Source organism: Micrococcoides hystricis, assembly GCF_042434215.1.
Classification (GTDB): Bacteria; Actinomycetota; Actinomycetes; order Actinomycetales; family Micrococcaceae; genus Micrococcoides; species Micrococcoides hystricis.
The window spans coordinates 15,284-40,717 of sequence record NZ_JBHLUB010000026.1; the positions used below are offsets into that span (position 1 = coordinate 15,284).

The window sequence follows — 25,434 nt, forward strand, 5'->3', positions numbered from 1 at the left end:
CTAGCTACCGTTTGTCTGCGGTGCGCAACATGTACCCGACTCCGCGTTTGGTCTGGATCATGGGGACCACATCGGGCAATGAGTCGATCTTGCGCCGCAAGTAGGAGATGTAGGACTCCACGATGGAGGCATCCCCGTTGAAGTCGTACTCCCATACGTGGTCCAAGATCTGCGACTTGGACAGCACCCGGTTGGGGTTCAACATCAGGTAGCGCAACAGCTTGAATTCGGTGGGCGAGAGATCAATCAGTTCGCCGTTGCGGCGCACCTCATGTGCGTCATCGTCCATCTCAAGATCGTCAACCCGGATCAGGGCTTCATCTTCGAAGTCCTGGGCTTGGGTCCGGCGCAGTACCGCACGGATGCGCGCGACGACCTCATCGAGGGAGAACGGCTTGGTGACGTAGTCGTCGCCACCGACGGTCAGACCGGTGACCTTGTCTGCGGTGTCATCCCGTGCCGTGAGAAACAGGACGGGGAAGTGCTTGCCGGTGGCGCGCAGTCGACGGGTGACGGTGAAGCCATCCATGTCCGGCAGCATGACATCCAGCACCGCCAAGTCGGGCTGGCTTTCCTCTGCCGCCGCTAGGGCTTCACGCCCGTTGGCTGCGGCAACAACCTCGAACCCGGCAAAGCGCAGGGAGGTGGAGAGCAGCTCGCGAATGTTCGGCTCGTCATCAACAACTAACAGTTTTGCTTCAGGGGTTTTACTCATCACAATGACTATTATCTGTCGGAAAACTGGAGGTTAGCTGGGAGCCTGCTGGCTGGATCTGTCGCGAATTAGACTGTTCTAGCTGGCCCGACGCCGCTGGATGGAGGCAACGATGAGTGCGGACAACATGAGGGCAAAGCTCATGGGCAAGCCAAAGAGGCCGAGAGCGTAGAGCACTGGCGGGATGGTTGCCTCGGTGAAGTAGGCGATCAGGATCCAGATCAGGGCCAGCAGGCAGATGACGGTGATGGCCACGGCAACCCACGTCAGTGTGCGGAGCCAGGTCGGAACTTTGTACTGCTTTTGGGAGTGCTCGGAGTGCATAGTGACCAGTTTAGTTTCCGCTTCCGCACACAATGCCGCCTAGAGCGCAATCTCGGCATGAGGTTGGCCACCCCGGGGTAAACTAGGGGCAAGTTCCGGTAAGAAAAAGAGGTAAAACAAAGTGCCAGTGGGTCGTGTCAAATGGTTTGACCCTGATAAAGGGTTTGGCTTCTTGGTTAGCGATGAAGGTCAGGAAGTGTTCCTGCCGGTTCGTGCGCTGCCGGAGGGCGTGAAAGACGTCAAGGCCGGCACCCGCATGGAATTTGGGGTACTTGACGGTCGACGAGGACTGCAAGCCTTAGGCGCCACCATTATCGAGGCCGCACCGTCCGTTGCGAAGGCGCAACGTCGCCCGGCCCGGGAGATGGCGGTCGTGGTCGAGGACCTCATTAAGTTGCTCGATAACACCTCTAACGGCTTGCGCCGCGGAAAGTATCCGCAAGGTTCACAAGCCAAGAAGATTGCCCAAGTTCTGCGGCGGGTGGCCGATGACATCGACGCCTAAATCAGAGACCCCGCTGCGTAGACGCAAACCTAAACTGGATCCGCAGCTGGCCGGGGAAATCGAGATCGCCCGCGCCGCGCTCGCGGAAATCGCAGACGATGACCAGGTCGGCGAACACGTCGGTGCCGCCGCGGACGACGACCGGTTGGTCACCCACCGCTTCGTGTGCCTCTTGCCCGGATATAAGGGCTGGCACTGGTTCAGCACGGTGGCCCGCGCTAGCCGCTCCAAGCAGGTAACGGTCTGCGAGTTGGGTCTCGTCTCCGGTGACGATTCGCTGCTCGCACCACCTTGGGTACCGTGGTCTGAGCGTGTCAGCGAAGAAGAGCGCAAACAGGAGCAGGCCGAGCAGTCTGAACAGGACGGGGCCGAGGACACCGAACAGGCGGCCGAAGAGAAACAAGAGAACTCTTCACCAGACGAAGACTGACCGTCTTCTTTTGAACGCAAACGCCAGGGCGGGGAAGATTCATGCAGAATCTTCCCCGCCCTGGCGTTTGTTTGTGCTGGTGTATTAGCCGCGCAGTTGCTCAACGACCGAGTCGATGCACTTGGTCAGCGCAGTCACATCGTCTGGTTCGATCGCGGTAAAGGTTGCGATCCGCAGCTGGTTACGGCCTAGCTTGCGGTAAGGTTCCACATCGACCACACCGTGGGCGCGCAGGGTCTTGGCAACCACTGCGGCATCGATGGAGTCATCGAAGTCGATGGTGCAGATGACCGGGGAGCGCTCATCTTCCTTTTCCACGTACGGGGTGGCGTAATCGGTGCCTGCGGCCCAGGAGTAGACGCGGGAGGATGAGTCAGCGGTACGTTGCGCAGCCCAGCTCATGCCACCGTTTTCGTTCAGCCACTTGATCTGAGCATCCAGGGTCACCAAGGTGGCCAGCGCCGGGGTGTTGTAGGTCTGATTCTTCCGGGAGTTGTCTACCGCGGTCTGAAGATTCAGGAAGTCGGGGATCCAACGGCCGGAGGAGTTAATCTTCTCCACGCGCGCGATCGCGGCGGGGGAGAACATGCCCAGCCAGAGCCCACCGTCGGAGGCGAAGTTCTTCTGCGGGGCAAAGTAGTAAACGTCTGTCTGGGTCAGGTCGACATGCATACCGCCGGCGGCTGAAGTCGCATCGACCAAAATCAGCGAGCCATCGGAGGCACCGTGGACGCGTTCTACCGGCGCAATGACGCCGGTAGACGTTTCGTTCTGCGGCCACGCGTAGACGTCAATGCCGAACTCTGGCTGTGGCTCCGGGCGAGTCCCGTAGTCAGAGGTAATGATCGAGGAAGGGCCAAGGAAAGGGGCATCGTTGGTGGCCTTGGCGAACTTCGAGCCAAACTCACCAAAGGAGAGGTGCTGAGCTTTCTGCTCGACCAACCCAAAGGTTGCTGTATCCCAGAAACAAGTTGAACCACCTACACCCAGGATGACTTCGTAATCATCCGGGGCGTTGAAGAACTGCATGAGTCCTTCACGCACAGAACCGACAAGGTTCTTTACCGGGGCTTGGCGGTGGGAGGTACCAAGCAGCGTTTTTCCGGCATCGGATAGGGCCTGTACTTGAGCTTCACGGACTTTGGACGGACCGGCACCAAATCGACCATCCTGCGGTAGCAGTGATTCGTCGATTCGGATCTGCGCTTCGGTCATTACTTCTCCTCAACAAGTTCTTCACGAACGGCTTCCACGCTTAACTGACAGGCTGCTGCAGCCTGCTTACGAGGTGGGTACGGTCTTAATTGTGCCTTAGATTGGGCTGGGGCGTGGGCGTAAGGTAGCTACAGTCGTCGAATATGACGCCTTAGCCCGGGAGCATTCAAGGGTAAGATCACTGTGTAAGAACGTAGCGGAGGCACGAGTGACTGATCTCATCGATACAACAGAGATGTATCTTCGGACTGTTTTGGAGTTGGAAGAAGAAGGCATCGTGCCGCTGCGTGCCCGCATCGCTGAACGATTGGGGCACTCCGGCCCTACGGTCTCCCAGACGGTTGCCCGCATGGAACGAGACGGTCTGTTGATTGTGTCGGCGGATCGGCAATTGGAACTGACCGAAGCTGGGCGTGATCTGGCTACCCGAGTGATGCGCAAGCACCGTCTTGCCGAGCGCCTGCTCGCGGACGTTATTGGCTTGGACTGGCCGCAGGTCCACGAAGAGGCCTGCCGCTGGGAACACGTCATGAGTGAAGCTGTAGAACAGCGCCTGTTCGAACTTCTCGAGCGTCCAGAGAAATCTCCTTACGGCAACCCCATCCCGGGCCTTGAAGCTTTCGGTGGTGAAAAAGCGGAAACCGGTGTCGGGGATCTGCAATCCATGGTTTCTGCAGCCTGCAACCACGGGGACGGTCCGGTCCGATTCTGGATCAAGCGTTTAGCCGAGGCGGTGCAAACCGATCCCGAGCTGCTCACCCAGCTTGAGGAAGGCCGCATCATGCCCGGCGAGCACGCTTCCATCACCCTTGTCGGTGAATACGTCGCTGTGGAAGTAGACGGGGTGAACGGCATTCTGGAAATTCCCGCAGAAGTTGCCGAGCACATCTTCGGCTGCGAGCCGAAATAAAAGCCTTCCCACCCGATTTCTCCACAATCGGGCTCTAACTTCGCTGTATCCACAGGGTTTATAACGGAATTGTTATTTTTGGGGCTCTTCGGCTAAGCTTTTGAACGTCGACGTTACATAAGCGTTATGTTCTGAACCATAGTTGTTGCGCAGATGGCGTCGATCCATACATTCTTTCCGAAAGGTTTACTGGTCAATGCCTGTGCATGCTCAGCGGCGCCAACTCCCACGCGTATCTGTCGCGGGGTTCGATTACAGCGGCGTCTATGTCCTGCCCTTGGCACAGGTCCCTGCTCCGAAAACTGAAGCTGCTGCTCCGCTGAGTGCCACCACTGCGCCAGTCGTTGAGCTCGATGCGTTCCGCAAACCAGCCGCTACCACTGAAGTAGCTGCTGCCGAACACGACTTCGACACCGTCATTGGTTTGCAGGACCGCCGGAAGCGGACCAACCGTGCCAGCCAGGTCATTCAATCGTCAACCGCCCAGCGCGCTGCCGCAGTGGCAGCCGCAGCCGGACTCATCTTCGCTGCAGTCAATCCCGGTCAGGGAAGTGACGCTGCAGAAGCCACCAAAGCCAAAGCAGACACCCCCGAAAGCGCTGACACTCGAGTCTCCGCAGCCGTGGGTGAACGCATCGTAGTTCCGAAGGATGCAGGCGCCCAGATGGAGCGCGTTTCCTACACCAAATCTGAGAACAAGGACGATGCGCTCAACCGCCTCATGGTGGCCTCATCTGGACAGACCGAAGTTGAGGGAAGCGCCGGAGCCCTAGCGCACCCGGTCAAGAACGTTCGCATCACCTCTCGGTTCGGGCTGCGCCCTGACCCATGGGGCAGCGGCGGCACCGTTACCCACATCGGTCAAGATTATGGCTACGCATGCGGTACTGAGGTTTATGCAGCAGCAGCCGGCGTTGTGACCCAGTCTGAGTGGGCCGGACACTCTGGCAACCGCGTCAGCGTTGATCACGGAAACGGCTTGGTCACGACCTACAACCACAACACAGTCAACAAGGTTCAGGTTGGGGATCAGGTCAAGCGCGGCGACCTAGTGGCGCTTGGCGGTTCAACCGGTAACTCCACCGGCTGCCACCTGCACTTCGAAGTCATCGTCGACGGCACCCCAGTCGACCCACGCGACTGGTTGCCAGCCGAATAAAACAAGATTCCATCCAGAAGGTCACTTAGGTCTCTGGAAAAAACGTCATCGTGACGACTCATCATGTGAGTTATGTCACGGTGACGTTACTTTTTAAGCGCGAAAGCTGGGTTTTTGTCTCTCAAATCTGTGAAAACCCTGAAAATTAAGACTTTTTTGGGACTGAAGTGCCGAAAACAGGCCTTGATAACCATCGGTAACGGCTTGATAACGCCCCAAGTTCCCTTTATTTACGCGGAAATAGTGATTGATAACGACCCGCTGTTATCTGAATGTGACAATACCGTGACCTTCCGCTAATGTTGTTCAAGTGCTCCCGGGAGACCGAGAGAAACCCACCCGCTAATTGAGAGCCGAACCTTGCCGGCAATTAGACGGGATCCGTTCGCAACGTAGGACGGCAGGGACATAACTGAATGGCAGAAGAAAAGAACCGCCACTCATTCATGTAGGCGAAACGAAAGGTACAAACTTCAGTGACTAAGATCGACGCAGCCGCACGCCACCGCGCGACTCCTGTTCGCAGCAACCCGCTCCAGGGTCTTTCCAAAGCGGTCAGCGCTAACGCCGGCACCATTGGCCGTCAGGCCGCGGTCCTCGCAGCAGCTTCCGGTGTTGTCCTCACTTTTGGTCTTCCAGCTCAGGGCGCCCCAGCCCAGGATGCTTCCCGCGAAGCCCTGACTGTTGATAAGCCAACCACCATTGCTCTGGATCGCGTTTCCGGCAGCAAGCCAATCAAGATCACCGCTACGGCCAAGAAGAACAAGGTCAAGCGTGATGAGGTCTCCACCACCTCTGAGCCACGTCCAGAGCCAGTTGTTGAAGAGCAGCCTGAACCAGCTCAGGAAGAAGAAGCTCCAGCAGCAGAGACCAACACCCAGAACCAGACCACTCAGGCTCCACAGCAGCAGCAGGCCACCGAGCAGGCTCGCCCACAGCAGCAGTCTCAGACTCAGGTTGCCGCAGCTTCCACCCCGAAGCCAAAGGCTGAAGCCAAGGCGCCAGCTGGCGCATCCGGCATCGTTGCCAGCGCATACGCCGGTGTTGGTTCCCCATACGTTCTCGGTGGCGGTACCCCAAGCGGCTGGGACTGCTCCGGCTTCACCGCATGGGTCTACGCCCAGAACGGTATCTCCATCCCACGCACCACCTGGGGCATCATGGGCTCCAGCAAGTTCCAGCGTGTTTCCTCCCCAGCCCCTGGTGACCTGGTCATCCAGAACGGCGGCGGCCACGTTGTCGTCTACGTTGGCGGCGGCAAGGCCATCGGTGCTCAGAACCCATCGGTTGGCACCATCGTGCAGAGCGTGAACCGTAACCCAATCGTGGGCTACTACCGCTACGTAGGCTAACGCGCTAGCTGCGATCACAAGTTTTTGGGCTCGTCCATCGAAAAGATGGGCGGGCCCAAAGTCATTTAACGTGACCTACGGGGATGCGTCTTCTTCCGCCAGTTAGCCGCTGAGAAGACACCCAGCGTTCACCCAAAACTCTAGCCAAAGCTCATTGTGACGTGTTACACGTATAAATGGAGTTCTGAAGAGGATGAGGTCTAAATGAGAACACTCGTATTGAACGCTGGATATGAACCACTGGCCGTGGTGAGCTATCGCCGAGCGCTCGTTTTAGTTCTCAATGAAAAAGCGACCGTCCTCTCCGAAAGCGATGACGTCATCCGAACTGTTTCAGACTCCTACCAGCGCCCGGCTGTCATCATCCTCAACCGCTACATTCGTCCACCAGCGCCTCGGGTACGGACCGCGAGCCGTCTAGCGGTGTTGCGGCGGGATCGTTACGAATGCGCCTATTGCGGTCAGCATGCCGAGACGATTGATCACATCGTGCCGCGCTCACAAGGCGGTCCTTCTGATTGGTTCAACTTGGTGGCCTGCTGCTCCCGTTGTAACCACCGCAAGGGCAACAAATCACTCAATCAACTGGGCTGGACCCTCTCTTTCACGCCTGGGCCACCTACCCAGCAATATCGGTGGTTGAAAGACTTCGACCGACCCGCTGTGGAGTGGCAGCCCTATCTCGGTTACTGGGAGAAAACGCGCTAATCTGCTAGGTATGACCTATCTGGCGATTATTCTTACCGGCGGACGCGGTAGCCGCCTCGGCAACCGACGCAAAGACCACATCAGCATCGGTGGCCGCACCCTAGCCCAAGCAGCTGTGGATGCTACCGACCGGGCGGCCGGTCGAGTGATGGTTGGGCCACCGACCGAACTCATGACACGCTCTGGTGCGGCCCCCATCCAGCACGTTTGGGAGCGACCGCAATACGCAGGGCCCGCCGCAGCAATTGCAGCAGGATGGGAAAAACTCACGGCCGGTGCAGACTTAGGTAAGAATCCTCTCGGCCACGCTTCCGTAGAAGCCTCAGCCTTGCCGGTATTGCTCTTGGGAGTGGACTTGCCACGCCTAGAAGAGCTGGTCCCCGCGCTACTGCAGGAGTGGCACAACGCGCCCCCAGGAACAAAGCTGGTACTGCCTCAGGATGAGTCAGGCCGTGACCAGAATATGGCAGCCGTGATCAGCGCCGAAGCGCTGGGGAATATTCTGGCTGCCAAACCGTTTATCGGCCTTGTCGATGCATCCATGCGCGAATTGTTCGATGCGATTGAGGCAGGAAGCGTCCACCGCCCGGTGTTGGCACCAGCGTTGCTCATGGACATCGACACCCCGGCCGACGCTCGTGCTGCGAAGGCAAAGCTGCCCGATAAAGAGGCCTAACGGGCGCGAAAGAAGCCAACGATAGGATAGGAAGCTATGAGCTATCCCAGAGAACTTGATGCATGGGCAGCAGAGTTGCTGCGCGACCTCGAAATCCCTGAGACCGAGGTGAACATTGACAAGGTCCTGAACATGTCCGCCGCTGTCGCTCACGGGGTAGTGCGCCCCGGAGCACCCGTTAGCTCATATATTTTGGGCTACGTAGTCGGGGTAGCAGAAGCGACCGGGCAAGCCCCATACGAACTTGCCTTTGATTCTGGCTTGCGAGTGATTGAGCGTGCACTGGCGCGATGGCAAGAGGAGCACCCTGAGGGACAGGATTAATGCCCACTGACAATTCGTGGACGCGGTCTCGGGACATTGCCGCAGCCCAACACCCGCTGCCGACAGCCCAGAAACCGCTTACAGAAGCCTACGGTCACGTCTTGGCCAAGGACACCTCCGCGCTGATCGCTGTCTCCCATTACGTCTCCGCCGCGATGGACGGCTACGCCATCAACACCCCAGAATCTTTCACGGGCCCATGGAAACTGGTCAGTGAGGGCCGCCGCGACGGAAACCTCGAACTAGCAGCGGGGGAAGCCGCAGGCATCCTCACCGGTTCAGCCGTACCAGAGACCGCCACCAGCGTCTTGCGTATCGAACATACACGCATCGAGGACGGCCTTATATACCTGTTGCCCAACCACACCCAGACGCGGGACTTAGAGCCGGAGGCAAACATCCGGGGCGCAGGGGCGGAAGTCGTCGCTGGGCAACGAATTCTGACCGCCCGAACACTCATCGGGCCGGCAGAGCTTGCCGCGGCAGCCGTCGCCGGAGTCGACTACCTGGAGTGCTATCCCAAACCGCGCATCGGGTTCGTCTTTACCGGCGATGAAGTCATCACGGAAGGACTGCCTGGCCCCGGCGAAGTCAGAGACGCGTTCAGCCCGTACTTTGCCCAACTCATGTGCGAGCTACGGCATGGTTCCCAGCGCATCCCCGCCGAGACAATTTACCAAGCCCGAATCGATGATGATCTGGACTCGATGAGCGCGGAACTCGTCCGGGCCGCTTCCGAAGTCGATGTACTAATCACCACTGGTGGCACCGGGTTCTCCAGCGCCGATTATTTACGCCGCGCATTGGCACAAGAAGGCGCACAGATCTTAGTCCCAGAAATCTCCATGCGACCGGGCCACCCGACGGTGCTAGCCCAGCTCCCCGCCACGGAACAGCAACGTCTCGCGGGCCGGGGCGGGACCTTTGTCGTGGGACTGCCCGGGAATCCGTTGGCTGCGCTGGCCGGCTTCGCGACCGTAGGCATGCCATTGTTGGCTGCGCTCTCCGGCGTAGGGCAACTGACCGAACACCACGGGGTGGCAGGGGAGACCTGCCAGACCAAGAAGGGACCGCGATTGATGCCTGCTCGCGATCAACAAGGCGTCATACAAGCCTCAACCTTCTACGGTTCTGCCATGTTGCGTGGCCTGTTAGGTGCCCAGTATTTTGCTGTCGTCTCAGAAGAAACAAACCCCGGTGACCTCATCCCACTATTGCCCCTGCCGTGGGCAAACTTCGACCCGCAGAGAGGTGCATAACCCATGGGGCGACTCACGCAACGCGTCCGAGTGACACGCTATCGCAATGACAAATTCTCACAGCGTGAAGACCAGCTGGCGGTAGAAGAACCGCTGGAAATCCAGCTCAATGGAAAAGCGTTCACCATTACGATGCGAACCCCCGGAGATGACTTTGACCTCGTGGCAGGCTTTCTCGTCTCCGAAGGCGTGATCTTCCACGCTGACCAGCTTGAAACGCTGCGATACTGTGCCGGAACAGACGAGCAGGGACGGCAAACCTTCAACGTGGTGGAAGCGAAGCTGGCACCCGGAGTTCCCCTGCCCGATACAGCAATCGAACGGAATGTTTACACGACATCAGCCTGCGGGATCTGCGGCACAGCATCCATCGATGCGGTCGAGAAAACAGGCCAGTTCCTGCTGCCTGCGCCAAAACAAACAATCGAGCTGGAGACACTGCTAGCGCTACCTGACAAACTACGAGACGCGCAGTCCCTGTTTAGCAAAACAGGGGGAGTGCATGCGGCTGGCATCTTTGATTTTGATGGCAATCTACTTGATCTCAAAGAGGATGTGGGACGGCACAACGCCGTTGACAAGGTAGTCGGAGCCGCCCTCCGAGCCGGAGATCTTCCTTTGAGCCACACCGTACTACAAGTGTCCGGACGAGCCTCTTTTGAACTCGTGCAGAAAGCATGGATGGCAGGAATCCCCATCCTCAGTGCAGTGTCCGCCCCGTCTTCCTTGGCAAGGGATCTAGCGGAGCGAGCAAACCTGACTCTGGCGGGGTTCTCTCGCGGCGACTCGATTAATCTGTACACACACCCCGAACGGGTCACCCCACACAGCTAAGAAATGTCTTAGTCGTCGAAGATTTTACCGATTGGTGTCTTCTTTTCAGCCTGGAACTCGTCCTCGACACGACCCGCCGCCCAGTAAGCGGACAGCGAGAGCTGAGAGCGTTCCAAACCTAGGTCATTAAACAGGTACCTGCGGATTTGCTTCATCTGTTCCCGTTCACCGTGCACGAATGCCTGCACTCCTGACAGGTCCGCCGGCCACTGAACTCGCTTTAGCTGATCCAGCAACGCGTTTTCTCCGTCTGGACGCAGCCAAGTCACAGTGACTCCGGCAGGTGCGGCATCGGTGAGTTCGCTCAGCTCGTCCTCAGCGGTGTCAGTCATCACGAAGACCACGCCCTGGGCTGCCCGGTCCATGGCTTCCAGCGACGCCGCAATTGCTGGCACTGTGGCTAGATCTCCGGCGAGCACGTGAAATGCGGTTTCGGGCTCCGGCTGGTAGGCGCCGCCGGCACCAGTGAGAACAATTGTGTCACCGGGCTGAGCCTGCTTTGCCCATGGCGCAGCCACTCCACCGGCATCGCCGTGCGTGACGAAGTCAAGAGTCAATTCTTGCGCTTCGGTATCCACGGCACGCACCGTGTAGGTACGCCGGACCGGTAACTTCTCCGGTTCCTCCGCCCGGAGGCGTTCCATGTCGTAAGGCGGAACCAAGTCATACTTGGGATCTGCGAACAAAAGCTTGACATACTTGTCCGTGGCTTCTTTGTCGTTGTATTGAGCGAAGCCGGGACCACCCGCGACGATGCGGACAAGCTGTGGGCCAAGTTCCTGCACGGAGCGGACCGTCAACACCGCCTGTTGTCGAACTGGCTTTTGTCTCGGATTAGCTTGCTGCATCAGGGTCCTGTCATCTCGCTCCGGTGGTCGGTCCGGAACCTGTTCGGTCACAACTGAGGCTAGCCTATCTAAATTCCAGTCAATCGCAATTATCTATCTCACAGTAGGGGAGAGGCTCCAACTCTATGCGCAGAACTTCTGCAGCCCAGCCTTCACAAATACGTCGAATTCTCGGCATGCTCGCCGCCACGTTACTTCTGGTCTCGACGGTTGGCTGCGGGGTGGTCGCAGAAGAAAAGCCAATCCCAACTGCTTCGGCCAGTGAGACAACTGAGAGTCCACGATCAGCAACGATCGTGCTGTCCGGGGACCTCCTCTGGCATCCTTCGCTCTATCGGGGTGCTGAACAAGATGCCGCCAACGCAGGGGACCAAGGCTACGATTTTGCTCCCCTGTTTGAGGACGTCAAACCACTGATTCAAGAAGCTGATCTAGCGATCTGTCACGAGGAAGTGCCGTTTGCCCCGCCCGGTGAAGAGCCTTCTGGCTATCCAGCATTCGGTGCACCCGACGCTGTGGCCGAAGGTGTCAGTGCCGTCGGCTGGGACATGTGCACTACCGCTTCGAACCATTCATTGGACCGGGGTATGGAAGGACTGCGGCACACCGTGGAGTCTTTTGAAGCCGCTGGAGTTGACGTGGTTGGCACCTACACTGGTGCTGCGGACGCCAAGACGCCCTACATCTTTACGACAGAAGAGGGCGTGAAGGTTAGCGTGGTGATCGGAACCTACGGGCTGAATGGCTACACAACCCCGCCCGGTGAAGAGTATGCGGTCGATCTGCTTGACGTGCCGGCCATGATCAGTAAAGCCGAAGCTGCTAAGGAAGACGGGGCGGACATCGTTTTGGCTGCGGTTCATGCTGGTGACGAATACGAGACGATGCCCAATCAGCAGCAGATCGACGCCGCAACAGCCTTGGCAGACTCGCCGGCCATCGACATGATCTACGGGCACCACGTGCACGTCGTGCAGCCATGGGACCGGATCAACGGAAAACTTGTGATCTACGGGCTGGGGAACATGGTGGCCCAGCATATGACTGACGAGCCACGAGGCTACGAAGGTGTCACGGCCGAAATACGCTTCACCGAGGATGAAGATGGCTCCTTTAGCTTGGACCAAGCCGCCTACTATCCGACACTGGTGACTCGTTCTGGGCTGCTCAGCGAAGACGGAGCCCCGCCTGCTCGATTACTGCAGGTCAATAAGGCATTAGAAAACGGTCATTACATTGCTGATGCGGACCAGGAGCGTCTTGAGCTTGCTAGGTCTCGGACGGCAGAAGCAGTCAACGCGCTACAGATCACTGACATCATCGAAAAGTAGAGTTGCTCAGAGCCCGGCCATATCCAGTGCTGCCAGAAATTGGGTGCGTCTTGCGTATCTCGTGCGAAGCTCGCTGATCCAGCGCTGAAAATCGTGGCCGTTACCCGCGTTGGTCAGTGCACGGTACAACTGCAGGTAACGACAAGCCAGATCATAACTGCGAGCGGTTTGTAACTCGATGAGTGCAGCCACTTTCTGCTCTATCGTCCGGAGCGCCTCCTCAGGTAGGGATGGTGCCACCCGAGACAGGAGCTCCAACCACACTTCGGCATTCCTACCGGTGGGATCCCAACCATGCTCTTGAGACCATTCCCAAGCGCGCTGATAGTCGTGCTCGTGCATGTAGTAGCGCATGAGTTGGTCGGGGTGGCTGGCTAAAATTCCTTCGATGTGAGGTTGGAAGTAAACCTGCCACAACGGTCCGGACCTGTGGCGAAGCTGTCTAGCAACGACCGCAGAAGGCCACTGCTCAAAGAGCAATGTGGTCTGGAACAGGACGTGAAACGAGTTTGGGGTTCCTCCAGGAGGAGCCGAACTCCCGTGGTTTAGCAGTGCGTTCCACATCAGTTCCACCAACTGAGTATCCAAAGAGGAACTCGAGAAGGTCGCATGCTGATGGAGCTCTCGGGCTAGCTCTGTCCTGCCGAACTGCAAGAGTGTCACGATCATGTACGCCATCAGCGGTCCATGGGCGCTGTAAGCTTGTGCCATTTCACGGAGGGAGGGATTTACAGTTGCGAAGCTGAGCAAGCGCATTTGCATGTATCGGATCCGGGTTGAGGGCTCCGAAAGCAACTCTTCGTGCGCTTCTTTTCCCACAGGAGAGTAACTGCTGGATAACTCGTTCAGCAAGAGCTGGGCTCCGCTATCACCCAGTAACGACAGGTAGGCGCGTGGGTCCGGCAGTAGCGGAAGTGGCTGCCCTTCGCCGGCATCAAGCGCTAGCCAATAAACTACGTCTTCAATCTTTCGGCCTGCCTGAACCGCATATTCACGGTGTAATTGCAGGTACGTTTCACCAGTGTGCAAGAGCGCATCAACGGGGCGTGTTGGCAGCGTTGCTACGTCCTTGAGACGGGCCAGCACCGTTTCTATGGTCAGTACGACCAACTCAGCCCCGACTTCTTCCGCCACATAAGGGAGCAGGTTGGCGAAGAGGCGCAGACGACGGGCAATCGCATGCTGTTCCAGCAGAGATACCGGGAGCGAATCAGCAGCAAAACACTCGTCCACTCCGTCATCAAGTAACCGCATGACGTATTTGTCCATGGTTCACCTCCGGTTGCATAACCAAACTTGCTCAGTGCAAACGAATCGGCACCAATGATTGTCCCTCATCGTAGAACCTGCTTGCAGAGCCGAAATCAGGAGCTGAACCCGGACAAGAAAAAATGGTGCCCCCGAGAGGAATCGAACCTCCGACACCGGCTTTAGGAGAGCCGTGCTCTATCCACTGAGCTACGAGGGCATTTGCCGGCGAACCGGCGCATTAGTTGGTTTTAGTGGCGGGCACGATCGTTGGGGTGATCGTCACGGTCTAGCTCTTCGACAGCGCGCTCGCCAACGGCCTCCACCACGGTGTCACACTCAACGGTGCCACTATGAATGAGTTCAGCTGGGCTGACACCGGAATCAATGGCATCACGAATCTTTGAACGCAGTTCAGTTTCAGCCTCATCCAGCTCATACTGAGCGTCTTCGGCCTGCGCTGCTGCAACTTCGACTTCGCGCTGAACATTGCCATTCGATTGCACCGATGCGGCATCCTGAATCATGATTGTGCCCCTCCTGCGGTCTGCGAAAAGTTCCGTACCTTACTGGCACCGAACGCAATAACAGAGTACCCCACAACAAGAACCAGCAGCACCCATCTTCCCACTGTCAAAGCCGCTGAGATGCCGACCAATTCGCTGTCGGGATTCCGCAGAATTGCTTCGATGAGAATATTCTCCGCAATGTCCACGATGACGAAAATCCCGATCATGCTCCACAAGGTAACCCGCGCCGGCGTACCGGTGAAGACGGTCTTGCGTCCACCGCTGGGCACCACCATGGCAATCACCGAAGCGGCCGCGATACCGAAAACTATGGGGAAAATAACACCGGCGGTCTTATGGGTCCAATTCAACTGGCCCAAGGCTTTCTCATCCATGGCCGCGGAGAGCTCACGGACCGCTTCAGTGCCGTACCCAAAGAACCGCTGATCCAACATGGCGATCCCGTCCGCCAGCTGGGACATCTGCTGCAGCGCCATCAGGTGGTAGTAGACGAACATGAACAGGGCGGTGGCAACAAGAGCGGAAATGAGCAGCCAAGGGTTCGAGCTTGATTCGGCATCAATTTGCTCGCGGGCCGTACGCATCTGCTGGGGCAGGCTACCGCGCTGTTGTGGGTCGTGACCCTGGACCGGTGCAGACTTCTGTTGGGATGCTGACCGCTTTTTGTTTCGCTTGGCAGACTTTGCCATCAAGACCTCCGTTGCTCTCTTACTCATTATCGCCCTCGTAAGCCTTGCCAGCCCAAACCGGCCGCGCAGACAATAGTGTTCATGAATCAGCTTCGTCGTCACGTTGTTCTGCTGCGCGGGGTCATGCCCACCGGTAAGAATAAGGTGCCGATGCAGCAGCTGCGCGAAGTCTTGTCTCAAGCCAACTTCACCAACGTTCGCACGTGGATCAGCACTGGCAACGTTCTATTGGACACAGATCTTTCTTCCGGCATGCTCGCCGCTGAAGTCCGCGAGCTCATCCGTGAGCACATTGGCCCTGATCTGGTGGTGATCGTCACGAACGTTGAACAGATTCAGGCAATGTTAGATCAGCAGCCTTTTGATCAAGCGCAACCCGATCGGGTGTTCTATACCTTCGTTGAAGCCGAGGCTGACCCTGATCGTATCGAGGCCGTGTTGGAAACAGACTTTGGTGAGTACGAAATTGCACAGGCCCCACACGGGTTCTACCTGCATGTGCCAGAGTCAATGGCGCGCTCGAGCTTGTCGAATAACAGGCTGGAGAAATTGTTGGGCGTGAGCGCCACCACCCGTAACCGGAACACGCTGACCAAGCTTGTGGAACTGGCCCGCATCTAAGCTACAGCGTCCCCGGCAACGGCTAGACTAGTGGGGTCATGACTAACGAAACCGCGTTGCCTTCACTGTTCTCCGCCTTTACCGCCGCCGTGGCTGAAGCGCCACTTCCGGAGGCCTTCACCGCTTCGGACCAAACCCCCGTGGGACAGAACCCGGGAGCGTTATTGGAAGGGCTGAACGAACAACAGCGCCAAGCGGTCGTCCACGAGGGGCAGCCGCTGCTGATCGTGGCCGGTGCCGGTTCCGGCAAAACGCGGGTGCTCACCCACCGCATCGCCTACCTGTTGGCGACCGGTCAAGCGCGCCCGCACGAGATTCTGGCGATCACCTTCACCAACAAGGCCGCGGCAGAAATGCGTGAGCGTCTTGAATTGCTCATTGGTCCGGCAGCCGCACGCATGTGGGTTTCGACGTTCCACTCTTCTTGCGTGCGCATCCTGCGGCGCGAAGCTGCAGCGGTGGGGCTGAAGTCCAACTTCACCATCTACGACTCGGCTGACACGCTGCGCCTGATCACCTCGATCGCTAAAACCTACGAGATCGACACCAAGCGCATCACCCCCAAGGCCCTGCAAAACCGGATCTCCGCGCTGAAGAACGAACTCATCGATGCCGATGATTTCTCCGGCAGGGCCAACCCGAACAACCCGATTGACCAAGCCGTCTCCGAGGTGTTTCGCGAATACACCCGCCGGCTAAACCTTGCCAACGCTCTGGACTTTGACGACCTCATCGCCCACGTGGTCAACATTTTCGACGCGTTCCCAGCCGTCCTGGACAACTACCGGCGACGTTTCCGGCATGTGCTAGTCGACGAGTACCAGGACACCAACCATGCCCAGTACAAGTTGATTCACCTGCTCTGCACCGACAACCCGTACGGGCCAGCCGCCACCGAGCAGCACCATGTACAGACCGAACCGGGCCAGCTCACCGTCGTGGGTGACTCTGACCAGTCCATCTACGCCTTCCGCGGCGCGGATATCCGCAACATCGTCGACTTCGCGACCGACTACCCGAACGCGGTCACCATCAAACTGGAGCAGAACTACCGCTCCACCCAGAACATCCTCTCCGCCGCCAACGCGGTGATCGAGAAGAACCCGGACCGGCAGGAGAAAAACCTGTGGACCGACTCCGGTGCCGGCGCCAAGATCATTGGCTACGCAGCCGAAACGGAAACTGGCGAAGCCGAATGGATCGCCACCAAAATCGATGAGCTCTACGACAAGCACGGGATGCGCCCGGCCGATTTCGCCGTCTTCTACCGCACCAACGCCCAATCCCGTGCACTGGAAGAAAGACTCATCACCAAGGGCATCCCATACCGGGTTATCGGCGGTACCCGCTTCTACGACCGCAAGGAAATCAAGGACGCGCTGGCCTACCTGCGCGTGCTAGCAAACCCGGACGACGATGTGAACCTGCGCCGAATCCTCAACGAACCCAAACGCGGTATCGGGGACCGTGCTGAAGGCTCCGTTGCCGCCCACGCCGAACGCAACCAAAGCACCTTCTTCACCGCCTTGCGCGACGCGGAGAACGCCCCCGCGCTCGCGTCACGCTCATTGAACTCCATCAACAAGTTCGTCCAGCTGATGGATGATTTGGCAGAAATCGCCAAATCAGAAAAGCCAGCCACCGTTTTAGAGGCAGTCCTCGAACAGACCGGCATGCTGACTGCGCTGCAGCAAAGCTCCGACATCCAAGATGAGTCGCGAGCCGACAACCTGGGCGAACTCGTCGCGGTGGTCCGCGAGTTTGAAACCACCAACCCAGAAGGCAGCCTCGACGACTTCCTCGAACAGGTGGCGCTCGTAGCCGACGCCGACCAGCTACCCACCGCCACGGATGCCAAAGGTCAGGCGATGGCAGAGGAGCAAGGCATGGTGACGCTGATGACCCTGCACACCGCTAAAGGACTGGAATTCCCGGCCGTCTTCTTGACCGGTATGGAACACGGGATCTTCCCGCATTCTCGCTCCATGACCGACCCGGCAGAACTGGCCGAAGAACGCAGACTCGCCTACGTCGGCCTGACCCGTGCCGAGCAACGCCTGTTCGTCACCCGCTCGGAGACCCGCTCCATGTGGGGACAACACCAATACAACCCGCCAAGCCAGTTCCTTGAAGAAATCCCCGAAGACCTCATCGAGTGGGAACGGGAAGGCTCCGGTCTGCGCGCAGGCTCCGCCGGAAGCTGGGGATCCATCACCAAGGAACGCTTCAATAACGGCATCGACACGTGGACCCGGCGCACCACCACTGCCACCAGTGCAGAGGCCACCGAACGCACCGTCAAAAAGGGCCGAGTCCAGCCCAAGAAGGAAATCCCGGTGCTGGCCGTGGGGGACCGGGTCTCCCATGCTGCCTTCGGTGTCGGAACCGTCCAAGGTTTGGAGAACACCGGGGACAAAACTGTGGCCAAAGTGGTCTTCGACGACGGTCAGGCGGAGAAGCGGCTGCTGCTGCGCTACGCACCATTGGAGAAGATCGACGCCTAAGAGAACGTGATGTTGCCAACATCTGCGGCAAACCACGGGCAAAACTGACCAGAAGGTCGGTAAAGAAGTGTTGCTCGCCCCCGGAACGGCGTAGTGTAGAACAGGAAGCACTTTAGGGTGCCCCACAACAAAACGACCTTGACGTAAAGGACACTAACCCCGTGGACCTGTATGAATACCAGGCACGCGATCTCTTCGAGGCACACGGTGTACCCGTGCTCGCAGGTATCGTGGCCGAAACCCCGGAAGAAGCAAAAGCCGCAGCAGAAAAGATTGGCGGCGTCACCGTCGTCAAAGCCCAGGTCAAAGTGGGCGGCCGCGGTAAAGCCGGCGGTGTGAAGGTAGCCAAGACCGCTGACGAGGCATACGAACACGCCAAAGCAATCCTGGGTATGGACATTAAGGGCCATACCGTCAAAAAAGTGATGATCGCCCAAGGCGCAGACATCGCTGAAGAATACTACTTCTCGGTCCTGCTGGACCGCGCAAACCGCAACTACTTGGCCATGTGCTCGGTCGAGGGCGGTATGGACATCGAGCAGCTCGCCGAAGAGCGCCCAGATGATCTGGCCAAGGTCGCCGTTGATCCCAACGAAGGCATCAGCGCAGCCAAAGCCAAAGAAATCGTTCAAGCCGCCAAGTTCCCTGCAGAGCTGCAGGACGCCGTGGCCGACGTCCTCGTCACCTTGGGTGAAGTCTTCGTCAAGGAAGACGCCACCCTGGTAGAGGTCAACCCACTGGTGAAGACCGGCGACGGCAAGATCCTAGCCCTCGACGGCAAGGTCTCCCTCGACGACAACGCCGAGTTCCGCCAGCCAGGCCACGCCGAACTGGTCGACCCAGACACCGAGGACCCGCTGGAAGCCAAGGCTAAAGAGCAGGACCTGAACTACGTCAAGCTCGACGGCCAAGTCGGCATCATCGGTAACGGTGCCGGTCTGGTCATGTCCACCCTTGACGTTGTTGCCTACGCCGGTGAAAACCACGGCAACGTCAAACCAGCCAACTTCCTCGACATCGGTGGCGGTGCCTCCGCTGAAGTCATGGCAGCAGGCCTGGACGTCATCCTGAATGACCCAGATGTGCGTTCCGTCTTCGTGAACGTCTTCGGTGGTATTACCTCCTGCGACGCCGTCGCCAACGGCATCGTCAAGGCGCTGGAGATCCTCGGGGACACCGCTTCCAAGCCACTGGTTGTCCGCCTCGACGGTAACAACGTCGACGCCGGCCGCCAGATCCTCGAGCAGGCTAACCACCCACTGGTCACCTTGGCCACCACCATGGACGAAGGCGCCGACAAGGCTGCCGAACTGGCCAACAAGTAAGGACGCAACACCACAATGTCGATTTACCTTAACAAGGATTCCAAAGTCATCGTTCAGGGCATTACCGGTGGCGAAGGTACCAAGCACACCGCGCTGATGCTCAAGGCCGGCACCAACATCGTCGGCGGCGTGAACGCCCGCAAGGCCGGCACCACCGTCTCCCACGTGGACAAGAACGGCGCCGATGTGGAACTGCCAGTCTTCGGCTCCGTAGCAGAAGCCATGGAGAAGACCGGTGCCGACGTCTCCGTCGTGTTCGTACCACCGAAGTTCGCCAAGGACGCCGCCGTTGAAGCCATCGAGGCCGGCATCGGCCTGCTGGTGGTCATCACCGAAGGCATCCCGGTACAGGACACCGCCGAGTTCTTCGCGCTGTCCCAGTCCAAGACCGACGCCGACGGCAACCCCGTCACCCGCATCATCGGTCCAAACTGCCCAGGCATCATCACCCCAGGCGAGGCACTGGCTGGCATTACCCCAGCCAACATCACCGGCACCGGCCCGATCGGCCTGGTTTCCAAGTCCGGTACCCTGACCTACCAGATGATGTTCGAACTGCGTGACATCGGATTCTCCACCGCAATCGGTATCGGTGGCGACCCTGTCATCGGCACCACCCACATCGACGCACTGGCCGCCTTCGAAGCTGACCCAGCAACCGAAGCCATCGTCATGATCGGTGAAATCGGTGGTGACGCTGAAGAGCGCGCCGCAGAGTACATCAAGGCCAACGTCACCAAGCCAGTCGTTGGCTACGTGGCCGGCTTCACCGCACCAGAAGGCAAGACCATGGGTCACGCCGGTGCGATCGTTTCCGGTTCCTCCGGAACCGCAGCCGCCAAGCAAGAAGCCCTCGAGGCCGCCGGCGTGAAGGTGGGCAAGACCCCATCCGAGGCCGCCCGCCTGATGCGCGAAATCATGGGCCGCTAAGCGTTCCCTGACTCAACGCCACAAAAGAGGCGCTGTCCGCAACCACAAGGTTGCAGGCAGCGCCTCTTCTCGTTTCGAGATGGGTTCACACCATTGGTGGTGAACTAGGCCTTCTGATTACACCAGTGGTCGACCGCATTGCGGTAGATACTGATGATTTCATGGTATTTTTCCTCTTCCACCCATTCATCAGACCAGCTGTAGGGCGGGGTCCCGGGTCCTATGTTGACAGCGGGAATGCCCGCTTTTCCTAGCGGGACCATGTCGGTCCAAAATGGAATTCCCTTGAAGACGGCCTGGCTACCGCTAGCTTCAACTGCATTCTTCACCGCCCGGGAGATATCGGCATCTTGGCTGATTTCATAAGGGAAGCGTGGGCCGGAAAGCCAATGCTCGCTGAATTCTACTTTCGCTTCAATACGGGGATCAGACTTCTTCAGCTCAGCAATCATTTGTTCGGCTTGTTCCCGCACCGCATACGGGTCTTGACTCGGGAGAAGTCGAATGTCGCAGGTCATCTCACAACGGTCAGGAACTTGATTGTGTTTGGTCCCACCGCGAATAGTTCCGATATTCAGGTTTGGGCCCCCTGGTAATTCTGGGTGAGGTTCGTACGGCATTGTTCCCTCGAACTCTCTCATGCCGACCAAAATCGGTTCCATGGTCTCTATTGCGTTGAGCCCGAGATGTTTTGCGGAGGTGTGTGCCTGCTTGCCGAATGTCGTGACCTTTAGGTATGCAGCGCCACGGTGTACGCAACCAATGGTGTTGTCTGTGGGCTCACCGCAAATGCCGGCATCTCCGGTGTAGCCCGCGTCAAGAAGTGACTGGGTTCCAACCCCGCCTTCGAAGTGGCATGCAACGCCTTGGAAAATGACATCCCCTGCGGGGCGCTCGCCTGAGGAAAGTATGTCCCGGAACACTGCGAGTCCAGCTGTCGTTGCTGCTTTCATATCGGCGATGCCAGCACCATAGATCTTTCCGTCTTCAACAACAGGACCGAAAGGATCTTTGGTCCAGTCTGGAGATACCTCGTAGATGTCTAGGTGACCATTGAGGATCAGAGATTTTCCGCCGCCTGTTCCCCTTATCCGTGCACCGACGGAGTGACGGCCAGGCATAGATTCCACAAGTTCAACCTCATCGGCACCCCATTCTTTGAGACGTGCGGCCATATACTCGGCCAGCGGCGTTTCGCTGCCCCAAGTTGAATCGATAGAGAGGGTCTCGAAGAGTAGATCGAGGTCATCCTGTCGCTTTGTCACTTTGCCTCACTTCGTCGGGTGTATTGGCTCAAATAGTTGAGAAAACCAATGGATTTTTGATTTGAAACGATTGATAAAACTATCGCCCACTCCCTATATTTGTGTAAAACAGATGATATCTAACTGATCTATCGGAAAAAGTGATGGCCGAAGTAACTCTCAAGCACTTGGAATATCTAGTTGTCGCTGCAGAGAAAGGAAGCGTTACTGGGGCAGCGAATCAGCTCTTCTTGTCGCAATCTGCAGTATCGACTGCACTCTCAGACCTAGAGTCTGCATTAGGTACGCAACTCTTTATCAGGCATGCCCGCGGACTATCGCTCACAGCAGCTGGAGAGACCGTTGTCCTCGAGGCGAAACGTGTTTTGGGGACCGTGGATGAGCTGCGCGATACGGCCCGCTCGGCCGAGGGTGATTTGCAAGGTAGGTTGCGTGTCGGTTGCTACTCAACGGTGGCGCCTGTGCTTCTTCCAGCAGTTATCGATGAGTTCCTGGCCAAGCATCCAAAGGTTGAGATTACATTCGTGGAGGGATCGAACCAGACGCTGGAGGATGAACTGCGGAGTGGGCGGATCGACGTAGCCATCATGTACCACTATGAGGATCGAGGGTCCATCCCGTCCTCGTCGGAGTTTTCAAGGGAGCCATTGTCCTCCAGCCCTCCTTATTTGCTGCTGCCTAAAGGACATGAGAAATCCGGGCAAGAGGCAGTTTCATTGGCTGAGATGGTTGATGAGCCGCTTGTTCTTTTTGATCTAGCTCCAGCGGGAGATTATTTTCTTGCCCTATTCAAGGAGCGTGGGCTGAGTCCCAATGTGCGCTTTAGGACCACCAGCTACGCGATGGTCCGGTCTTTGGTTGCTCGAGGCCTAGGGTATTCACTGCTCTCTCAAAGGACTGCGTCACAGGCCAGTTACGAGGGCTTGGAATACGCGACGGCAGAATTGGCCGAGAGCTTTGACGGTCTCGATATCGATGTTGTGTATATTTCCCGGCTGAAGCTCACCCGCCGTGTTAGGGCGTTCATTAATGAGTGCAAAGAAGTTGCTAGGTCGTTTCAGTGAGGACTTGGGCCTTGAGGGCTTTTCCCTAAGGTTTCGAAATAACTGAACCAAAAAGTCAGAATTATCTGTTGGACAGAATGGTCTGTTTCTTGGTGGTATGAATTGCATCACACCGCGACAACGAGTCATGAAAGAGAGGTCCACGATGACTATGACTACTGAAAATCGACCCGCGACCGACTGGGACTCCCTATCCCTGCAAGATCAATTTGTCCGCGCCATGGGTGGAGCTGCGACAGCGGTCACCATCGTGACCACGAACGGCCCGAGCGGAAAATTTGGACAGACCGTATCAGCGATGTCTTCACTCTCCGCCGATCCAATGTCTTCATTAGTGTGCATCAACCAGCGCAGTCCGATCGCTTCTGCAATCGAAGAGAATGGTGTTTTCGCCATCAACGTGTTGGGTCGACAGCACGATCACGTTGCAGACACTTTCGCCGGCCGTCCTTGGCCAGGGAAGGATCGCTGGGATTGGACTTGCGGTGTTTGGGATGAGGCTCCTTCGCAGTCGCCAAAGTTGGTGGACGCACTCGCCGTGTTTGACTGTGTGCCAGATCAGGTCATTCCCTATGGCACCCACAACATCTATATCGGCAAAGTCACGTGGGTAGCTGCGGAGCCGCAAGATCCTCTGGTTTATCACAAGCGACGGTACGGCAAGCCGCAGCCAGTGCCACCTTCTGAGTTCGCTGATTACCCAGGCTCCGGACCAACTTACCTTTAGCGCTAGTTTTTCTTACCCCGAGAGAAGGTTTTAAATAATGATCCGTACAGGCGATGAATACCGGGAATCGATCCGCGATGGTCGAGAGATCTGGATTGACGGCGAAAAAGTCGATGACGTCACCACACACCCCATGTTCAAGCCGGTCGTAGATGCGAGAGCGAAGATCTACGACATGGCTCACGATCAGGCTCACAAAGACGTGATGACCTATCAAGATGATCAAGGCGAAACGCAAGCAATCGCGAACAAACTGCCAAAAACGCAACAAGACTGGTGGGATAAACGAAAATCAGCCGAAGAGGTTCAAAAAGCTGTACGTGGCGTTGTCACGCGAGTCGGTGATGAAACGATTGGCGAGATGTGGTCACTGTTTGACGGACAAGACATCCTCAACGAGGTAGACCCGCGCTTTTCAGATAATATTCGGCGTCACATCAATCGGACTATCACCGCTGATACTTTCCACATTTCGGCAAATACCGACCCTAAGGGCGACCGAAGCAAACCGCCTCAGGAACAAGACCCTGACATGCTGCTGCATGTCGTGAAAGAAACTGACAACGGCATCGTGGTTCGCGGCGCGAAGTACGAGACGGCTGCTGCCTACGCGAATCAGGCTTTCACCAAGCCAACAATTGCGAACTGGGGCAACGACACGTTGTCCGACTATGCAGTTGGCTTTGTGGTCGACCTTTCCTCCCCGGGTCTGAAATTTATCAGCCGTAACGGATTCGCAGGTAAAGCACCTGCAGAGGACTATCCGCTTTCCAATCGTGTCGACGAAGTTGAGTCACTGGTTGTCTTCGACAACGTAGAAATTCCATGGGAAGACGTGCTCTTTTATCAGCACACCAAGGCTGCCGCGTTCATTCGTCAGACTTTGCACCGCTACTCTGCACTCCCGTTTGTGCAACGAACCCTGCATATGGCAGATCTGATGATCGGCTCAGCACTCTGGAACGTAAAACAGACCGGATTGGAGAACAACCCCGCCGTCCAGGAAAAACTTGCCCAGCTGGCTAGTTACCGTGAGGGCATCAATGCGCACCTTTCTGCAGCTATCCTGAACGCCCATGAATCACCAGGCGGATTGTTGATGCCTAACCAGTCACTGCTCATGACAGGTCGTGTCTTTGCCCTTAACAACCTGCCTCAAATGATGCACGTGGCACGTGAGCTTTGTGGAGGACAGATCTGCATTACCCCGGACAAGGCAACCTTTGACAATCCAGAAGCGGGGCAATGGCTGGATAAGTTCTATTCCATTAACGAAAACTGGGTTGCCGATGACCGTCGAAAGCTACTGGCCTTTGCGCGTGACTTGTTGAATTCCGACTATGCAGGCCACCGACTGACTTTCCAGCTCTTCGCGCAGTCACCCCCGTATGCTCAAGCCGCGGCTGTTTACCGGAATTTCGATTGGGAAGGCCCCCTGGACCTAGTCAAAGATGCTGCCGAGCTCTCAGACAAAGTGAACGGAGGTCGCTAAATGGAACACATCAGAATCCGGCCCTTTAACACCAAAGAAACCTATCCGGAGCAAAACCTCGACAACGATTTGTGCCAAGCAGTTCGAGCAGGAAACACCATCTACATGCGTGGCCAAATCGGCCAGGACCTCGAAACCCGCGAATCGGTGGGAGTCGGAGACGTCCGTCGACAGACCCAACAGGCGATGGAGAACATCAAGATGCTCCTTGAAGAGGCGGGGAGCAAGCTTGAGGACATCGTCAAGATTGTCGTTTATCTTACCGATCCTCGCTATCGAGAACCGGTCTATCAGGAAATGGGAAAGTATCTCAAAGGTGTTTTTCCTTGTTCTACCGGCCTCATCGTGGATGGACTAGCTAGGCCTGAATGGGTCGTTGAAATCGATGCGACCGCTGTCATCCCAGAGTAAACCTGCTGCCCTATCCCGGCTTTTGAGCTGGGATAGGG

General features: G+C 57.4%; 27 protein-coding genes and 1 tRNA gene. 19 read left to right on the top strand and 9 right to left on the bottom strand.

Features of this window, described 5'->3' with window-relative positions:
- Positions 1–4: 4 nt before the first annotated feature.
- Both ACFFFR_RS05460 and ACFFFR_RS05465 read right to left on the bottom strand, forming a co-directional pair.
- Positions 5–715: a response regulator transcription factor gene (locus tag ACFFFR_RS05460; RefSeq protein ID WP_377458531.1), complete on the bottom strand. Its 711-nt coding sequence runs from the start codon at positions 713–715 to the stop codon at positions 5–7.
- Positions 716–793: 78 nt separating this feature from the next.
- Positions 794–1,039: a cell division protein CrgA gene (locus ACFFFR_RS05465; protein ID WP_377458532.1), complete on the bottom strand. Its 246-nt coding sequence runs from the start codon at positions 1,037–1,039 to the stop codon at positions 794–796.
- 121 nt (positions 1,040–1,160) lie between these two features.
- Between ACFFFR_RS05465 and ACFFFR_RS05470 the strand changes: the two genes are divergently transcribed.
- Both ACFFFR_RS05470 and ACFFFR_RS05475 read left to right on the top strand, forming a co-directional pair.
- A complete protein-coding gene (locus ACFFFR_RS05470; protein ID WP_377458534.1) occupies positions 1,161–1,544 on the top strand; it encodes a cold-shock protein in 384 nt (127 codons plus the stop codon).
- Complete coding sequence (locus ACFFFR_RS05475; protein WP_377458536.1) at positions 1,528–1,974, top strand: DUF3027 domain-containing protein; 447 nt, start codon at positions 1,528–1,530, stop codon at positions 1,972–1,974. The genes ACFFFR_RS05470 and ACFFFR_RS05475 overlap by 17 nt, the downstream gene beginning before the upstream one ends.
- Positions 1,975–2,058: 84 nt before the next feature.
- On the opposite strand, the gene serC is transcribed toward ACFFFR_RS05475, so the two are convergent.
- Positions 2,059–3,189, bottom strand: a complete 1,131-nt coding sequence (gene serC, locus ACFFFR_RS05480; protein WP_377458538.1) for a phosphoserine transaminase — start codon at positions 3,187–3,189, stop codon at positions 2,059–2,061.
- Between the two features lie 208 nt (positions 3,190–3,397).
- On the opposite strand from serC, the gene ACFFFR_RS05485 reads away from it, so the two are divergent.
- The 8 genes from ACFFFR_RS05485 to fdhD all read left to right on the top strand — a co-directional run bounded on the left by ACFFFR_RS05485 (position 3,398) and on the right by fdhD (position 10,411).
- On the top strand, positions 3,398–4,099 hold the full coding sequence (locus tag ACFFFR_RS05485) for an iron-dependent transcriptional repressor DtxR (protein ID WP_377458540.1): 702 nt from the start codon (positions 3,398–3,400) through the stop codon (positions 4,097–4,099).
- 196 nt (positions 4,100–4,295) lie between these two features.
- Positions 4,296–5,258 (top strand): M23 family metallopeptidase, encoded by a 963-nt coding sequence (locus ACFFFR_RS05490; RefSeq protein WP_377458542.1) that lies wholly within the window; start codon positions 4,296–4,298, stop codon positions 5,256–5,258.
- Positions 5,259–5,743: 485 nt separating this feature from the next.
- Complete coding sequence (locus ACFFFR_RS05495) at positions 5,744–6,610, top strand: C40 family peptidase (protein WP_377458638.1); 867 nt, start codon at positions 5,744–5,746, stop codon at positions 6,608–6,610.
- 204 nt (positions 6,611–6,814) lie between these two features.
- Positions 6,815–7,318: an HNH endonuclease gene (locus ACFFFR_RS05500; RefSeq protein ID WP_377458544.1), complete on the top strand. Its 504-nt coding sequence runs from the start codon at positions 6,815–6,817 to the stop codon at positions 7,316–7,318.
- A gap of 10 nt (positions 7,319–7,328) precedes the next feature.
- On the top strand, positions 7,329–7,994 hold the full coding sequence (mobA, locus tag ACFFFR_RS05505) for a molybdenum cofactor guanylyltransferase (protein WP_377458545.1): 666 nt from the start codon (positions 7,329–7,331) through the stop codon (positions 7,992–7,994).
- 36 nt (positions 7,995–8,030) lie between these two features.
- Positions 8,031–8,318, top strand: coding sequence for a DUF6457 domain-containing protein (locus tag ACFFFR_RS05510; protein WP_377458547.1), 288 nt, complete (start codon positions 8,031–8,033; stop codon positions 8,316–8,318).
- On the top strand, positions 8,318–9,577 hold the full coding sequence (locus tag ACFFFR_RS05515) for a molybdopterin molybdotransferase MoeA (protein ID WP_377458549.1): 1,260 nt from the start codon (positions 8,318–8,320) through the stop codon (positions 9,575–9,577). Before ACFFFR_RS05510 ends, ACFFFR_RS05515 begins: the two co-directional genes overlap by 1 nt.
- Before the next feature lie 3 nt (positions 9,578–9,580).
- Positions 9,581–10,411: a formate dehydrogenase accessory sulfurtransferase FdhD gene (gene fdhD / locus ACFFFR_RS05520; RefSeq protein WP_377458550.1), complete on the top strand. Its 831-nt coding sequence runs from the start codon at positions 9,581–9,583 to the stop codon at positions 10,409–10,411.
- Positions 10,412–10,419: 8 nt separating this feature from the next.
- On the opposite strand, the gene ACFFFR_RS05525 is transcribed toward fdhD, so the two are convergent.
- On the bottom strand, positions 10,420–11,310 hold the full coding sequence (locus tag ACFFFR_RS05525) for a siderophore-interacting protein (RefSeq protein ID WP_377458551.1): 891 nt from the start codon (positions 11,308–11,310) through the stop codon (positions 10,420–10,422).
- Positions 11,311–11,384: 74 nt separating this feature from the next.
- On the opposite strand from ACFFFR_RS05525, the gene ACFFFR_RS05530 reads away from it, so the two are divergent.
- Positions 11,385–12,590 carry a CapA family protein gene (locus tag ACFFFR_RS05530; protein WP_377458553.1) on the top strand — a complete coding sequence of 402 codons (1,206 nt, stop codon included), beginning with the start codon at positions 11,385–11,387 and terminating at the stop codon, positions 12,588–12,590.
- Positions 12,591–12,596: 6 nt separating this feature from the next.
- On the opposite strand, the gene ACFFFR_RS05535 is transcribed toward ACFFFR_RS05530, so the two are convergent.
- The 4 genes from ACFFFR_RS05535 to ACFFFR_RS05550 all read right to left on the bottom strand — a co-directional run bounded on the left by ACFFFR_RS05535 (position 12,597) and on the right by ACFFFR_RS05550 (position 15,057).
- Complete coding sequence (locus ACFFFR_RS05535) at positions 12,597–13,859, bottom strand: hypothetical protein (RefSeq protein ID WP_377458555.1); 1,263 nt, start codon at positions 13,857–13,859, stop codon at positions 12,597–12,599.
- A 123-nt stretch (positions 13,860–13,982) separates the two neighbouring features.
- A tRNA-Arg gene (locus ACFFFR_RS05540) sits at positions 13,983–14,058 on the bottom strand.
- A gap of 31 nt (positions 14,059–14,089) precedes the next feature.
- Complete coding sequence (locus tag ACFFFR_RS05545; protein ID WP_377458557.1) at positions 14,090–14,365, bottom strand: hypothetical protein; 276 nt, start codon at positions 14,363–14,365, stop codon at positions 14,090–14,092.
- Positions 14,362–15,057 carry a hypothetical protein gene (locus tag ACFFFR_RS05550; RefSeq protein WP_377458559.1) on the bottom strand — a complete coding sequence of 232 codons (696 nt, stop codon included), beginning with the start codon at positions 15,055–15,057 and terminating at the stop codon, positions 14,362–14,364. Before ACFFFR_RS05550 ends, ACFFFR_RS05545 begins: the two co-directional genes overlap by 4 nt.
- Before the next feature lie 81 nt (positions 15,058–15,138).
- Between ACFFFR_RS05550 and ACFFFR_RS05555 the strand changes: the two genes are divergently transcribed.
- From ACFFFR_RS05555 to sucD, 4 genes are all read left to right on the top strand, one after another.
- Positions 15,139–15,678 (top strand): DUF1697 domain-containing protein, encoded by a 540-nt coding sequence (locus ACFFFR_RS05555; RefSeq protein ID WP_377458561.1) that lies wholly within the window; start codon positions 15,139–15,141, stop codon positions 15,676–15,678.
- Between the two features lie 38 nt (positions 15,679–15,716).
- Positions 15,717–18,182 carry a DNA helicase PcrA gene (gene pcrA, locus ACFFFR_RS05560; protein WP_377458562.1) on the top strand — a complete coding sequence of 822 codons (2,466 nt, stop codon included), beginning with the start codon at positions 15,717–15,719 and terminating at the stop codon, positions 18,180–18,182.
- Between the two features lie 161 nt (positions 18,183–18,343).
- Positions 18,344–19,507 carry an ADP-forming succinate--CoA ligase subunit beta gene (sucC, locus tag ACFFFR_RS05565; RefSeq protein ID WP_377458564.1) on the top strand — a complete coding sequence of 388 codons (1,164 nt, stop codon included), beginning with the start codon at positions 18,344–18,346 and terminating at the stop codon, positions 19,505–19,507.
- 15 nt (positions 19,508–19,522) lie between these two features.
- Positions 19,523–20,437, top strand: a complete 915-nt coding sequence (gene sucD, locus ACFFFR_RS05570; protein WP_377458565.1) for a succinate--CoA ligase subunit alpha — start codon at positions 19,523–19,525, stop codon at positions 20,435–20,437.
- 104 nt (positions 20,438–20,541) lie between these two features.
- Here the strand turns inward: sucD and ACFFFR_RS05575 are convergent, their stop codons facing one another.
- On the bottom strand, positions 20,542–21,702 hold the full coding sequence (locus tag ACFFFR_RS05575) for a M20 family metallopeptidase (RefSeq protein WP_377458567.1): 1,161 nt from the start codon (positions 21,700–21,702) through the stop codon (positions 20,542–20,544).
- Positions 21,703–21,845: 143 nt separating this feature from the next.
- Here ACFFFR_RS05575 and ACFFFR_RS05580 point away from each other — a divergent pair, with 143 nt between their 5' ends.
- The 4 genes from ACFFFR_RS05580 (at position 21,846) to ACFFFR_RS05595 (ending at position 25,396) form a co-directional block, all read left to right on the top strand.
- On the top strand, positions 21,846–22,766 hold the full coding sequence (locus ACFFFR_RS05580) for a LysR family transcriptional regulator (protein WP_377458568.1): 921 nt from the start codon (positions 21,846–21,848) through the stop codon (positions 22,764–22,766).
- 145 nt (positions 22,767–22,911) lie between these two features.
- Entirely contained in the window at positions 22,912–23,493 is a 582-nt protein-coding gene (locus ACFFFR_RS05585) for a flavin reductase family protein (RefSeq protein WP_377458570.1), read from the top strand.
- 37 nt (positions 23,494–23,530) lie between these two features.
- Complete coding sequence (locus ACFFFR_RS05590) at positions 23,531–24,985, top strand: 4-hydroxyphenylacetate 3-hydroxylase family protein (RefSeq protein WP_377458572.1); 1,455 nt, start codon at positions 23,531–23,533, stop codon at positions 24,983–24,985.
- Positions 24,986–25,396 (top strand): RidA family protein, encoded by a 411-nt coding sequence (locus ACFFFR_RS05595; protein ID WP_377458573.1) that lies wholly within the window; start codon positions 24,986–24,988, stop codon positions 25,394–25,396.
- Positions 25,397–25,434: the final 38 nt, after the last annotated feature.

What these genes read in the sequence shown, in the direction of transcription:
- ACFFFR_RS05550 (WP_377458559.1), bottom strand. Translation starts at nt 15,057, where the DNA reads ATGGCAAAGTCTGCCAAGCGAAACAAAAAGCGGTCAGCATCCCAACAG.
- ACFFFR_RS05585 (WP_377458570.1), top strand. Translation starts at nt 22,912, where the DNA reads ATGACTATGACTACTGAAAATCGACCCGCGACCGACTGGGACTCCCTA.
- ACFFFR_RS05465 (WP_377458532.1), bottom strand. Translation starts at nt 1,039, where the DNA reads ATGCACTCCGAGCACTCCCAAAAGCAGTACAAAGTTCCGACCTGGCTC.
- serC (WP_377458538.1), bottom strand. Translation starts at nt 3,189, where the DNA reads ATGACCGAAGCGCAGATCCGAATCGACGAATCACTGCTACCGCAGGAT.
- ACFFFR_RS05590 (WP_377458572.1), top strand. Translation starts at nt 23,531, where the DNA reads ATGATCCGTACAGGCGATGAATACCGGGAATCGATCCGCGATGGTCGA.
- ACFFFR_RS05510 (WP_377458547.1), top strand. Translation starts at nt 8,031, where the DNA reads ATGAGCTATCCCAGAGAACTTGATGCATGGGCAGCAGAGTTGCTGCGC.
- fdhD (WP_377458550.1), top strand. Translation starts at nt 9,581, where the DNA reads ATGGGGCGACTCACGCAACGCGTCCGAGTGACACGCTATCGCAATGAC.
- ACFFFR_RS05595 (WP_377458573.1), top strand. Translation starts at nt 24,986, where the DNA reads ATGGAACACATCAGAATCCGGCCCTTTAACACCAAAGAAACCTATCCG.
- ACFFFR_RS05545 (WP_377458557.1), bottom strand. Translation starts at nt 14,365, where the DNA reads ATGATTCAGGATGCCGCATCGGTGCAATCGAATGGCAATGTTCAGCGC.
- ACFFFR_RS05530 (WP_377458553.1), top strand. Translation starts at nt 11,385, where the DNA reads ATGCGCAGAACTTCTGCAGCCCAGCCTTCACAAATACGTCGAATTCTC.
- ACFFFR_RS05490 (WP_377458542.1), top strand. Translation starts at nt 4,296, where the DNA reads ATGCCTGTGCATGCTCAGCGGCGCCAACTCCCACGCGTATCTGTCGCG.
- ACFFFR_RS05475 (WP_377458536.1), top strand. Translation starts at nt 1,528, where the DNA reads ATGACATCGACGCCTAAATCAGAGACCCCGCTGCGTAGACGCAAACCT.
- ACFFFR_RS05555 (WP_377458561.1), top strand. Translation starts at nt 15,139, where the DNA reads ATGAATCAGCTTCGTCGTCACGTTGTTCTGCTGCGCGGGGTCATGCCC.
- mobA (WP_377458545.1), top strand. Translation starts at nt 7,329, where the DNA reads ATGACCTATCTGGCGATTATTCTTACCGGCGGACGCGGTAGCCGCCTC.
- ACFFFR_RS05500 (WP_377458544.1), top strand. Translation starts at nt 6,815, where the DNA reads ATGAGAACACTCGTATTGAACGCTGGATATGAACCACTGGCCGTGGTG.
- ACFFFR_RS05515 (WP_377458549.1), top strand. Translation starts at nt 8,318, where the DNA reads ATGCCCACTGACAATTCGTGGACGCGGTCTCGGGACATTGCCGCAGCC.
- pcrA (WP_377458562.1), top strand. Translation starts at nt 15,717, where the DNA reads ATGACTAACGAAACCGCGTTGCCTTCACTGTTCTCCGCCTTTACCGCC.
- ACFFFR_RS05535 (WP_377458555.1), bottom strand. Translation starts at nt 13,859, where the DNA reads ATGGACAAATACGTCATGCGGTTACTTGATGACGGAGTGGACGAGTGT.
- sucD (WP_377458565.1), top strand. Translation starts at nt 19,523, where the DNA reads ATGTCGATTTACCTTAACAAGGATTCCAAAGTCATCGTTCAGGGCATT.
- ACFFFR_RS05580 (WP_377458568.1), top strand. Translation starts at nt 21,846, where the DNA reads ATGGCCGAAGTAACTCTCAAGCACTTGGAATATCTAGTTGTCGCTGCA.
- ACFFFR_RS05460 (WP_377458531.1), bottom strand. Translation starts at nt 715, where the DNA reads ATGAGTAAAACCCCTGAAGCAAAACTGTTAGTTGTTGATGACGAGCCG.